Annotated in this window: 11 protein-coding genes; 9 read left to right on the forward strand and 2 right to left on the reverse strand. The window is 63.7% G+C overall.

Features of this window, described 5'->3' with window-relative positions:
- Positions 1-8 precede the first annotated feature (8 nt).
- Entirely contained in the window at positions 9-443 is a 435-nt protein-coding gene (locus SB765_RS17080) for a pseudoazurin (protein WP_341798218.1), read from the forward strand.
- On the forward strand, positions 440-1,777 hold the full coding sequence (locus tag SB765_RS17085; protein WP_341798217.1) for an OprD family porin: 1,338 nt from the start codon (positions 440-442) through the stop codon (positions 1,775-1,777). The genes SB765_RS17080 and SB765_RS17085 overlap by 4 nt, the downstream gene beginning before the upstream one ends.
- 122 nt (positions 1,778-1,899) lie before the next feature.
- On the opposite strand, the gene SB765_RS17090 is transcribed toward SB765_RS17085, so the two are convergent.
- Positions 1,900-2,214, reverse strand: coding sequence for a hypothetical protein (locus SB765_RS17090; protein ID WP_410931655.1), 315 nt, complete (start codon positions 2,212-2,214; stop codon positions 1,900-1,902).
- 131 nt (positions 2,215-2,345) lie between these two features.
- The gene (locus SB765_RS17095) at positions 2,346-2,843 is read right to left on the reverse strand and encodes a GNAT family N-acetyltransferase (RefSeq protein WP_341798215.1); all 498 of its coding nucleotides are present in this window, start codon (positions 2,841-2,843) and stop codon (positions 2,346-2,348) included.
- Positions 2,844-2,973: 130 nt separating this feature from the next.
- On the opposite strand from SB765_RS17095, the gene SB765_RS17100 reads away from it, so the two are divergent.
- The 7 genes from SB765_RS17100 to SB765_RS17130 all read left to right on the forward strand — a co-directional run bounded on the left by SB765_RS17100 (position 2,974) and on the right by SB765_RS17130 (position 11,235).
- Positions 2,974-3,453: a hypothetical protein gene (locus SB765_RS17100; protein ID WP_410931656.1), complete on the forward strand. Its 480-nt coding sequence runs from the start codon at positions 2,974-2,976 to the stop codon at positions 3,451-3,453.
- A 64-nt stretch (positions 3,454-3,517) separates the two neighbouring features.
- The gene (locus SB765_RS17105) at positions 3,518-5,089 is read left to right on the forward strand and encodes a diguanylate cyclase (protein ID WP_410911247.1); all 1,572 of its coding nucleotides are present in this window, start codon (positions 3,518-3,520) and stop codon (positions 5,087-5,089) included.
- Between the two features lie 128 nt (positions 5,090-5,217).
- The gene (locus tag SB765_RS17110; protein ID WP_410911248.1) at positions 5,218-5,994 is read left to right on the forward strand and encodes a ParA family protein; all 777 of its coding nucleotides are present in this window, start codon (positions 5,218-5,220) and stop codon (positions 5,992-5,994) included.
- 82 nt (positions 5,995-6,076) lie between these two features.
- Positions 6,077-6,487, forward strand: coding sequence for a DUF2946 family protein (locus SB765_RS17115; RefSeq protein WP_059395109.1), 411 nt, complete (start codon positions 6,077-6,079; stop codon positions 6,485-6,487).
- Between the two features lie 68 nt (positions 6,488-6,555).
- Positions 6,556-8,706, forward strand: a complete 2,151-nt coding sequence (locus SB765_RS17120; RefSeq protein WP_410931657.1) for a TonB-dependent receptor — start codon at positions 6,556-6,558, stop codon at positions 8,704-8,706.
- 281 nt (positions 8,707-8,987) lie between these two features.
- Complete coding sequence (locus SB765_RS17125) at positions 8,988-9,746, forward strand: hypothetical protein (RefSeq protein ID WP_410911250.1); 759 nt, start codon at positions 8,988-8,990, stop codon at positions 9,744-9,746.
- Positions 9,747-9,897: 151 nt separating this feature from the next.
- Positions 9,898-11,235, forward strand: a complete 1,338-nt coding sequence (locus tag SB765_RS17130) for an MFS transporter (RefSeq protein WP_341798209.1) — start codon at positions 9,898-9,900, stop codon at positions 11,233-11,235.
- The last annotated feature ends 100 nt before the right edge of the window (positions 11,236-11,335 follow it).

The raw sequence follows: 11,335 nt of genomic DNA on the forward strand, positions 1-11,335 counted from the left end.
TTCTACTGATGCTGTTGCGCCCTGTCGCCCTGCTGCTTGCCAGCGCCCTGCTTGCCCCCGCCGCACTGGCCGAGGTGCATGAAGTGAAAATGCTCAACCGAGGCAGCGAGGGCGCCATGGTGTACGAGCCGGACCACCTGCGCATTGCCCCCGGCGACACGGTGCGCTTTCTGCCCACCCAGAGCGGGCACAATGCAGCCAGCGTGACCGGCCTGCTACCGACCGGGGCCGAGCCCTTCAAGAGCAAGTTGAACCAGCCGTTCGAGCAGACCTTCAGCGTGCCGGGCGTATACGGCATCCAATGCATTCCGCACCTGGCGATGGGCATGGTAATGCTGATCCAGGTGGGTGATGCGCCGGCTGCCGGATTGCCAGCCAGCCTGCCTGCACGGGCGCAAGCCCGCTTCGCGGCCCAGTTGCAGAAGCTTGAGGCCGCGCGATGAACCGGCTGTTGTTGGCGCTGCCGTTGCTGGGGTTGTCGACCTTTGCCCTGGCCGACGCCGCCCAGTCGCAAAGCAACGGTTTTGTCGAAGACAGCAGCTGGAACATGCTCAACCGCAGCGTATTCGACCAACGCGACTACAAGCACGGTGGGCGCAACAGTGCCGCGCGCAATGCCTACAAACCGCGCAGCGAACGTAATGGCAAGGCTGAGGAATGGGCCTACGGTTTGATGGGGACATTTCAGTCCGGCTTCACCCAAGGCCTGATCGGTATTGGCGTCGATGCCCATGCCTATCTGGGCGTGCAACTCGACAGTGGCGGCGGGCGGACGGGCAAAGCGCGCCTGCTGGGGGTGGATAACGATGGGCACCCGAAAAACGAATACAGCCGTGCAGGGGCAGCGCTGAAGTTGCGGGCGTCCAATACCGTGCTCTCCTATGGCGAGCAACGGGTCAAGACCCCGGTATTCAGCTCTTCCGACAGCCGCCTGCTGCCCGAGACCGCTACAGGGTTCTTCCTCACCAGCAACGAGTTCGACACGCTCAAGCTGCTGGCCGGGCACTTCAACGAAAGCACCGACCGCAATGCCTCCAGCCACGACCAGGGCTTCGTGGTGAACTACTCCAACGGCAAACAGGGCAACATTTTCGACCTGGCCGGCGTAGTGTGGAACCCCGGCGCAGCCTTCAGCGGCAGCCTGTACACCTCGCGCTACGAAGACAGCTGGAACCAGCACTACCTGGGCAGTACCCTCAGCCATGCGCTGGATGACCGACGCAGCATCAGCCTGGACCTCAACCTGTACCGCACCACAGACACTGGCAAGGCGCTGTCCGGGCGCATCGACAACACCACCTGGAGCCTGGTCTCGCGCTACAGCCAGGGGCCGCACGGTTTCAGCCTTGGCTGGCAGCAGGTCGACGGCAACACCCCGTTCGACTACGTGACGCGAGGGGCAATCTTCATTGCCAACGCCGTGCAGATGTCGGACTTCAACGCACCGAACGAGAAGTCCTGGCAGGCACGCTATGACCTGAACATGGGGGCCTATGGGGTGCCGGGGTTGAACCTGACGGCGTTGTATGTGCGGGGGTTCGATATCGACGGCACGCATGTCGATCCCAATGGCGGGTATGCGTACCTGGGGTATGGCAAGGGTGGCAAGCATTGGGAGCGCGACCTGGAGGCGCGGTATGTGGTGCAGAGCGGCAAGGCCAAGGGGACGACGTTCTCGGTGAGGCATAACGTGCACCGTGGGAACACGGCGCAGGCTGAGCTGGACGGGGACCAGATACGGTTGGCGGTGGAGTGGCCGTTGTCCGGGGGGTTCTGATAGACCGAGTTGCCTGATGGAGCCTGGGGCTGCTTTGCAGCCCATCGCAACGCAAGGCCGCTCCTACAGGGATCGCGAAAAGCCCGGACTGCGCGACGCCTGTAGGAGCCACCCAGGCTCCATCATGCGAGCGAGCTACCCGCAGGCAACAACCCCCACTCCATCCGCTCCTGTTCATTCATCGCGACCAGCACCTCGGCAAACGCCCGTTCCAGCTCTGAACTTACGTTTCCAAAAACCTTGTAATTGGTCAGCAGATACCGCTTCACCACCCTCGGCCAACGGCGTTCCTTGTGCGCCGCATTGATGATGCCCTTGGCGTCATGGTAGGTCGCCCCCCGCCACAGTTCTATCAGCCTTTTTTCAAAATCCGCAAAGGTCCACCGGTCAATACGCTCTTCAAATTCGTCCAGCAGCTTGAGTTTGTACAGGGCCATGTATGGCATCGTGAGTATCCCTCGGGTGCAGTGAGCAAGCCGTGCACAGGGGAAGGTAAGCAAGCCGGGCCGGTTTTGAAATGAACACGTGGATCACGCCAAAGGCGCCGTTGTAGGCGATTTCCCACAGGTCAGGGCAATCGCAAGTGCATGTGCGTGGTCTGCCAGACCGGGTCTTGCTCCACATCCACCACCGCGAACCCTTGCCGCTCCCAGAACGCAATTGCACCCGGCAGAAACGGATGCGTATGCAGGTACAGGCAGCCGATGCCTGCCTGCTCCGCCCGCTCGCGCAACGCGCCGAACAACGCGGCAGCCAGGCCATGCCGGCGGTAGGCCGGCAGCACGAACAGGCGTACCACTTCGACTACCCGCTCAGCGTGATAATCAAGCTGGGCAAAGCGGTGGTCATAGGGCACGTAGCCGATCACCGCGACCAGCCGCCCGTCATCACGGGCCTCAAGAAAGCATCCCGCGCCGTCCAGGTAGGTGTCGGCAAAATGCGCAAGGTCGTGCGGCAATGGCGCCTTCGCAAGCATCGGGAACATCTCGCGGCGAGCGTTATCGACAAACGCCACGACTTCGGCAATGGCGACGCGCGCCACAGGTTGCAGGGTCCAGTTCGGCATGGGGCTGCTGGCAGTGGTTGGAGGGCACGGTTCTACCTCAGCGCGCCGTTCAAGGCAAATCACAAAGCTCGTCGTGGCCAGGCGGACATCGGTATAATCGGCAGTCTTCACTGCCCGACCAGGCCACGCCATGCCTCGCTTCCAGAAGTTGCTGTTGCCCCTGCTGCTGACTGCCGCCCTCACCGCCTGCGACCAGAAGCCCTCCCGCGAAGATCAGATCCTCGCCCAGCTGCCGCTGCAGGATGCCTACACCCACAACATCGAGCGCATGGCCACGCTGCTGGGCCGCACTCACCCGCAGCTGTCGCAGTCCACCATCCAGGATGTACTGCGCAAGTACCTGACCGTCGAGGACCAGCGCCAGGACCTGTTCAGGCTGTACAGCGAAAAGAACTTCAGCGACGCCGAATTTGCCACCATCGTTGCCGCCACCCAGGACCCCGCCAAGGCCAGGGCGCTGGAAGACACCGAAGCCGGCAAGCGCCTGAGCGAAAAACTCACCGCGCTGATGCGCGAAACCGCCCGCGACGTCAAGGTGCAAGCGCTGGTGGAGCGGCGCATGCAGCAGGTGGAAGACGAGCTGAACGCACTGGACAGGCCTGGTTCCTGAACACGGCGCCCCATCCCCCCTAGCGCGAAAGGTCGTCGCTACTTTCAATCACCCGAGGTCAGGATTGCCACACGCCAAGCACGGATTGCGCCTGGATCTACGCACACTCATTCTGGTGCTCTGCGCCCTCACCGCCCTGGTCATGCTGTGCGCCAGCTATTTCGCCAGCTACCGGGTGCAGCGCCAGCTGCTGATCGACCACGCCCTGGAAGCAAACCGGGTGTATGCGATGAAGCTGGCCAGCATCACCGAAACCTTCATCGGCAACGCCCAGCAGCAGTTGGCCTTCAGCGCCGGCGTACAAGGCCGGCAGCTGGGCGATGCCGCTGCGCTGCTGGTGGAGACCGACCGTGTATTGAGCCAGAGCATGGCCTTCAACTCCACCTTCGTGATCGATGCCAACGGCGTGCTGCTGGCAGTATCCCCTGCCCCGCTACGGCACCTGGTCGGCAGCCACGTACAGTCGCCCGGCGCTCAGGAAGCATTGCAAGAACGCCGCCCGCTGGTTTCCACACCCTACCTTTCGGCGGCCGACAACCTGGTGGTGGCGCTGTCGCAACCCGTTTTCGACAGCAACGGTCGCTACATGGGGTATGTCGGTGGCAGCCTGTACCTGCGTGAACGCAACATCCTCAACAGCTTGCTGGGCGAACATTTCTACAAGGACGGTTCGTACCTGTATGTGGTCGACCGCAACCGCCGCCTGCTGTATCACCCCGATAGCGAACGGGTCGGCACAGTGGTGGAGGGCAATGCGCTGATCGACCAGCTGGCGACCCTAAACAACGGTACCCGGCAACTGACCAACAGCCAGGGTGTGGAAATGCTCGCCGGGTTTGCCACTGTACCCAGCGCCGGCTGGGGGGTGGTGGCGCAGCAACCGCTGACGCAGACGGTGATGCCACTGAACCACCTGATCCTCAGCGTGGTGGGCACTTCTGCGCCCCTGGCGCTGGTGGGCTGCCTGCTGCTGTGGTGGCTGGCCATGACCATCGCCCGGCCGCTGTGGCAACTGGCTGCCGGTGCCCGAGCGATGGACCGTGCTGGCACCGCCGAGCGCTTGCATCGCGTGCGGGCCTGGTACTTCGAGGCAGCCGAACTCAAGCGCGCCCTGTTGATCGGGCTGAACCTGCTGCAGGAGCGCATCGGCCGGCTCAACCGTGACGCCCAGACCGACCCGCTGACCGGCCTGGGCAACCGCCGCAGCCTGGAATTCAGCCTGTCATTGCTGGAAGCCGAAGGCCGCGCCTTTGCCGCCATCGTGCTGGACATCGACCATTTCAAACAGGTCAATGACAACCATGGGCACGAGGTCGGCGACCAGGTACTGCGCCGCCTGGCAGAGCTGATGCGCCGCTGCTGCCGCGAGGGCGACCTGCTGTGCCGCACCGGCGGCGAGGAATTCTTGATGCTGCTGCCGGGGGCCAGCCTGGACGTGGCCGCCGTGGTGGCCGAGCGGCTGCGGGTCACGGTGCAGGATACGCCCGTGCAGCCGGTGGGCGCGGTGACGGTTTCGCTGGGGGTGGCACGCTGGGATGGCGAGGCTGGCAGCGGGCCCATGGACGCATTGAGCGAGGCGGACCGGGCGCTTTACCAGGCCAAGCAGGAGGGGCGTAACCGGGTAGCTATTGCCTGAACCCGCCTCTGCGCAGGTACAGCCAACGATGAAAGTGATTGTTGTAACAATCTTTGTCATAAAACTGTCGTGTTCCGGTCATAGGATTGACCACAACCTGACATTTTCATTTCATGGATGAGCGTCTCATGCGTCGTGTGGTTTTCAATCAGAAAGGTGGCGTCGGCAAGTCCAGCATCGCCTGCAACCTCGCCGCTGCCAGTGCCGCCGAGGGGTATCGGACCTTGCTGGTCGACCTCGACCCGCAAGCCAATGCCACTTACTACCTGACCGGCCTGGTCAACGACGCCATTCCTGCCGGCATCGCCGATTTCTTCCGCCAGACCCTGTCACCGGTCACGGCGGCTGGCAAGAAGCACCGGGTGGCGATCACCGAAACCCGCTACAGCAACCTGCACCTGGTCACCGCCAGCCCCGACCTCAGCGACCTGCAAAGCAAGCTGGAGAGCAAGTTCAAGATCAACAAGCTGCGCAAGTTGCTGGTGGAACTGGGCGAGGATTACGAGCGGATCTACATCGACACCCCGCCGGCCCTCAATTTCTACACCTTCAGCGCGCTTGTTGCGGCAGAGCGCCTGCTGATCCCGTTCGACTGCGACAGCTTCTCGCGTCAAGCCCTGCACAGTGTCATGGCCGAGGTCGAGGAGCTGCGCCAGGACCACAACCCGGCGTTGCAGGTAGAAGGTGTGGTGGTCAACCAGTTCGCCGGGCGCACCGCCCTGCACCAGACCCTGGTCGACCAGTTGCGCAGCGAAGGCCTGCCGGTGCTGCCGGTGTACCTGAGCAATTCGATCAAGATGCGTGAATCGCACCAGGCGTCAGTGCCGTTGGTGCACCTGGCGCCACGGCACAAGCTGGCGATGGAGTTTGTCGATTTGCTGGATGCGCTGGAGCGGGCGGCCTGACAGAACGGGGGGCGCTCTGCGCCCCGGAAACTTGCAGTAAAAGCACTACCCGACCGTTCATCAGGGTGGTAGATTCGCCGCCATGAAAACCACCCGGCACACTCGCACGCTGACTGCCTGGACGCTCTATGCCAGCGTCCTGTTCAGCCTGTTGCTGTGCGGCCTGCACCATGGCCAGATGGGTGGCCTGCGCCTGGCCGGCCTTGAAGGCGGCTTCTGCTCGGTCAACAGCGAACACGGCGTGGCCATCGACCTGGACGGTGCCGGCGGTGACCAGCACATGGCCCAGCTCGACTGCCCGGTGTGCTCCTCGTTTGGCCTGGCCGTACCGCTCAGCAGCGGCGGCTGGTCGTTCACACCGGCGCAAGTCGTGGCCACCTCGCCCATCGTGGTGCGCAGCTGGGCACAACCGCCGCCGCGCTACCAACGCCCCGCCCTCAACCCCCGCGCCTCCCCCGCCGTCTCCCCCGCAGCCGTACTTCATTTCGCCTGACTTCAGCCGGGCGCGCCTTTGCGCGCGTTCGCCGTCAGCCATGACCTTTGCGTGGAAGACACACAAACATGCTTCGCAAGACCTCCCTGGTGCTCCTCATGGGCACCTGCAGCTTTGCCTGCGCTGAAACCGCCCCTGTCGAACTCGGCGCCACCACCATCGACGGCGAACGCGACGCCGCCAGCGGCGTGCAGCTGGACGAGCCGATCCGGACCGGTTCGCGCCTTGGCCTGACCGCGCGGGAAACGCCCGCCTCGGTCAGCGTCTCGGACCGCCGCCTGATCGAAGAACGCGGCGCCAAAGACAGCCAGGACGTGGTCAACGCCATGACCGGTGTCAACGCCTCCGCCAACCCAGGCTTTGGCGGCTTCGTCGCCTATCGCGGCTTTACCCAGAACCAGGTCACCCAGTTGTACAACGGCATCAACCTGGGCTACAGCAGCGCCACCCGGCCAGTGGACGCCTGGGTACTCGACCGCGTCGAGCTGATTGGAGGGCCGTCTTCGTTCCTGCATGGCGCGGGCGCAGTGGGCGGTTCGATCAACTACATCACCAAGCTCGCCAGCCGCGACCAGCAGATCATTGACGGGCGTATCCGCTATGGCAGTTTCGACGACAGCGAGGTGGCATTCGGTATCAACCAGGCGCTGGCCAGCAACCCCGCCGATGCCCGCCATTTCGCGCGTCTGGACTTCAGCCGCGGGCATGGCAACGGCTTCGTCGACCGCAACGAACGGCACACCGACAGCCTGGCCTTTTCGCTGCTCAGCGACCTGGCACCCAACCTCACCCACACCCTGGCGCTGGAGTATCAGGAAGACCGCGAAGACAGCCCCTACTGGGGCTCACCGATCCTGCCCGGGCGCAGCACGATGAAGATCGACAACAGCCGCCGCTTCGAAAACTACAACGTAGCCGACGGCCGCTATGAGCAACGGGTGCGCTGGCTACGCTCGATCCTCGACTACCAGATCAGCGACAGCACCAGCGTGCAGAACACCCTGTACCACTACAACGCCCAGCGCGATTACCGCAACCTTGAACGCTACGCCTATACCAGCGATGGCAAGGTGCAGCGCAGCAGCCCTTACCTGCAGCGCCACGACCAGAACCTGCTGGGCGACCGCATCGAGCTGCGCCACGATAACCAGCTGCTCGGCCTGGCCAGCCAATGGTCGCTGGGGCTGGAGTACTCGCGCATGCGCCAGACCCTCTACCCCACCTCCAGCAGCTGGAGCGACGTGGTCGACGCCGAGCAGTTCGACCCCGGCAGCTTCGATGACATCCCCGGGGTGAATGCCGGCCTGACCAAGCAACGCCACCACGAGGTCATCAACCGCGCAGTGTTCGCCGAAAACCGCTTGCAGCTGACCGAGCGCCTGGCCCTGCTGACCGCCCTGCGCTACGACTACCTGGACATGGAAGTGACCAACTACGGCGCGGTAACGCCCACCTCGCCAGCCTATTTCGAACGACGCTGGGAACCGCTGTCCGGGCGCATCGGCCTGACCTATGCGTTGACACCTTCGGCCAGCGTGTACGTGCAGTACAGCTCTTCGGCCGATTTACCGGCCGGTTCGCTGGCAGCGGCGACCTACTCCAACGTCGGGCTGTTCGACCTGTCCAAGGGCGATCAGTGGGAAGTGGGCAGCAAGTTCGACTTCCTCGACGGGCGCGGTGCGGCCACGCTGGCGCTGTACCAGATCGTGCGCAAGGACTTTGCCGTGCGCGACTCGAACGACGCCAACATCACAGTCCAGGCCGGGCAGCAGACTTCACGCGGCGTCGAACTGTCCGGGCGCTTGCAGGTAACGCCGAAACTGCTGGCCGAGGCCAACTATGCCTATGTCGATGCGCAGTACGATGAGTTCAACGAGGCGGTCAACGGCAAATCGGTGTCACGCAAGGGTAATGCGCCGACCAACGTGCCGGCCAACGTCGCCAACCTGTGGCTGACCTACAGCCTGTCGCCGGCATGGTCGGTGGGCGCGGACGGGCGCTACGTGGGCTCGGTGTATGCCGACAACGCCAACAGCCTCAAGGCCCCGGCCTACACCCTGTTCGGCGCGTTCGCCCGCTACCGGCTGGATGAACACACCACGCTGACCGGGCGGGTGCGCAACCTGACCGATGAGGTATATGCCAAGCAGGCCTACAACAGCCAGTACTACATGGGGCCGCCGCGCACCTTCGAACTGGCACTGGACATGCGCTTCTAACCTTCAGCTCGGTTACCCACTCCCGGCAGCGGGCCCAACACCTGTAGGAGCAGCCTTGTGCTGCGAAGAGGCCGGAAGGGCTAAATATCACCTTGTGCTGCAATGGCCTCTTCGCAGCACAAGGCTGCTCCTACCGGGTGAGTGGTAGCTTGGGTGATGGTGGAAAATAGTCGGTCCCACATTTCTCCACAAAAACCACACACAGTCCTCACGCATTTCGCGTGATAATTTCTTGTCACCGCCGGCATGAGGGCCGGCTCAATCACATCAAGGAAGGTTCTGTGTTCAGATCGTTGTCTCCGGCACTCGTGGCTACCGCACTCATCGCCTTGGCGGGTTGCCAAAGCCGGCCTGCCTCCGAGGCGGACAAGCAGGCGCGCCAGACATTCGTCAGCGACATGCAACAAGCCCTGAAGCTGGGCATCGCGACAGCAGACACGGACAAGCAGATCGGCGTGGTCATGCTGGATGTCAAACTCGACCAGCATTCCGCGCCCGTCAGTTGCAAAGCCAGCAAGGCACCGATCAAGTATGAAACCGTGCTGCCTGCCGACCTGCCCCGCTCGGACTTCAAGGCGTTGGCCAGCGTAGTCGAGGCGCAATGCTGGAAGACCATCTACCCCGTGGTGCCCAAGTCGCTGCGCGACGAAGACGGCACGGTGGAAGTACGTGCGCCCCTGTTCGTGGTGCTGCCCGCTGCGGCCCAGGCGCCTGAAACGCCGCGGCGCAAAGCCAATGCACAACGTGAATTTTTCTGGCAGCACCTGTTCCGCGACCTGCCGGTGGACAGCATCGGCAGGGCCTCGCTCTACTATGATGCGAATGCGCAGGGCAAGGTCCAAGGCTGCCTGGTGCAGATCTATCCCCACCCGAACCGGCCGGATGACTTTCGTCTCGATGGCAAGCTGCAGGCCGAAGTTAACAGCCGCTGCATGGCGCTTGACCTGAGCAAGCTACCAGGCTTCAGCGCCGACGAGCACGGCCGGGCCAAGGGTTACAGTGAAATGGAATACGCCCCCTGGAAGGTGGGCCGGCTGTAAACCGCAACAGCGGTTGAATCAGGTATCCCGAGGTCGCCCTCGACAAAGCACCGGCCTGCGCCCGGTTATCTACTGGCAAGCACAACAATGATGGCGCGGCCCGACCGTGCCACTTTCATCATGGCTGCCAATGGAACCGGAGAGCACCCGCATGTCCGCACCTCATGAGGTATCCCCCGCCACCCTGCGCAGGGTGATCGCCGCCTCGGCCATCGGCAATTTCGTCGAATGGTTCGACTTCGCCGTGTATGGCTTTCTCGCCACACTGATCGCCAGCCAGTTCTTTGCCAGCGAAGACGCCAGCGTGGCTTTGCTCAAGACGTTCGCGGTGTTCGCCGTGGCCTTCGCCCTTCGCCCGCTGGGCGGCATCGTGTTCGGCGCGCTGGGCGACCGCCTGGGGCGCAAGCGCATCCTGTCGCTGACCATCCTCTTGATGGCAGGTTCCACCACCCTGATCGGCCTGCTGCCGACCTACGCCAGCATCGGCCTGGCAGCCCCCGCGCTGCTGACCCTGGCGCGCTGCTTGCAGGGGTTTTCTGCCGGTGGCGAGTACGCGGGGGCCTGCGCCTACCTGATGGAGCACGCGCCCAACGACAGGCGTGCCTTCTACGGCAGCTTCGTGCCGGTCTCGACCTTTTCCGCCTTCGCCTGCGCCGCCGTGATCGCCTATGGGCTGGAAGCCAGCCTGTCGGCCGAGGCGATGAATGCCTGGGGCTGGCGCGTTCCGTTCCTGATCGCCGCACCGCTGGGGTTGGTTGGCCTGTACCTGCGCTGGCGCATGGAAGAAACCCCGGCCTTTCGCGAAGCCGTCGCCCAAGGCAAGGAGCATGAGCATTCGCCGCTCAAACACACCCTGCGTCACCATGGCCGGGTCATTCGCAACCTGGGGGCTTTCATCTCGCTGACCGCGCTGTCGTTCTATATGTTCACCACCTACTTCGCCACGTACCTCCAACTGGTGGGCAACCTGACCCGCGCGCAGTCGCTGCTGGTAACCACCGTGGCGCTGCTGTTCGCCGCTGTCGGCTGCCCACTGGCCGGGGCATTCTCGGACCGGGTGGGGCGGCGCAAGACCATTGGCTTTACCTGCCTGTGGGTGATGATGTGCGTGTTCCCGGCGTACTGGCTGGCCAGCTCGGGCTCGATGTCCGGCGCACTGCTGGGGGTGATCCTGCTGGCGGTGGGGGCCTTGTGCAGTGGCGTGGTGACCGCAGCGCTGCTGTCGGAGAGCTTCCCCACCCGCACCCGCTATACCGCTTCGGCGATTACCTACAACGTGGCCTATACCCTTTTTGGCGGTACCGCGCCGCTGGTGGCGACCTGGCTGATCGGGCAGACCGGCAGCAGCCTGGCACCGGCGTTTTACCTGGTGGTGATTGCGCTGGTGGCGTTGGTGGGTGGGTTGGCGTTGCCGGAGACTTCGCGGATTTCGTTGCATGATGAGGTGGGCTCGGACGCTGTACGGGCTGGAGTCCGAAGTACCGTCTGAGATTTTTGGGGCTGCTTTGCAGCCCTTTCGCGGCACAAGGCCGCTCCTACAGGGACCGTGTCAGCCAGGGGATGACGCGGACCCTGTAGGAGCGGCCTTG

The organism is Pseudomonas sp. SIMBA_067, assembly GCF_046534675.1.
Taxonomy (GTDB): Bacteria; Pseudomonadota; Gammaproteobacteria; order Pseudomonadales; family Pseudomonadaceae; genus Aquipseudomonas; species Aquipseudomonas putida.

Bases quoted from the DNA above. Each gene is read 5' to 3' on its own strand.
- SB765_RS17080 (WP_341798218.1), top strand. From the start codon at position 9: ATGCTGTTGCGCCCTGTCGCCCTGCTGCTTGCCAGCGCCCTGCTTGCC.
- SB765_RS17085 (WP_341798217.1), top strand. From the start codon at position 440: ATGAACCGGCTGTTGTTGGCGCTGCCGTTGCTGGGGTTGTCGACCTTT.
- SB765_RS17090 (WP_410931655.1), bottom strand. From the start codon at position 2,214: ATGGCCCTGTACAAACTCAAGCTGCTGGACGAATTTGAAGAGCGTATT.
- SB765_RS17095 (WP_341798215.1), bottom strand. From the start codon at position 2,843: ATGCCGAACTGGACCCTGCAACCTGTGGCGCGCGTCGCCATTGCCGAA.
- SB765_RS17100 (WP_410931656.1), top strand. From the start codon at position 2,974: ATGCCTCGCTTCCAGAAGTTGCTGTTGCCCCTGCTGCTGACTGCCGCC.
- SB765_RS17110 (WP_410911248.1), top strand. From the start codon at position 5,218: ATGCGTCGTGTGGTTTTCAATCAGAAAGGTGGCGTCGGCAAGTCCAGC.
- SB765_RS17115 (WP_059395109.1), top strand. From the start codon at position 6,077: ATGAAAACCACCCGGCACACTCGCACGCTGACTGCCTGGACGCTCTAT.
- SB765_RS17120 (WP_410931657.1), top strand. From the start codon at position 6,556: ATGCTTCGCAAGACCTCCCTGGTGCTCCTCATGGGCACCTGCAGCTTT.
- SB765_RS17130 (WP_341798209.1), top strand. From the start codon at position 9,898: ATGTCCGCACCTCATGAGGTATCCCCCGCCACCCTGCGCAGGGTGATC.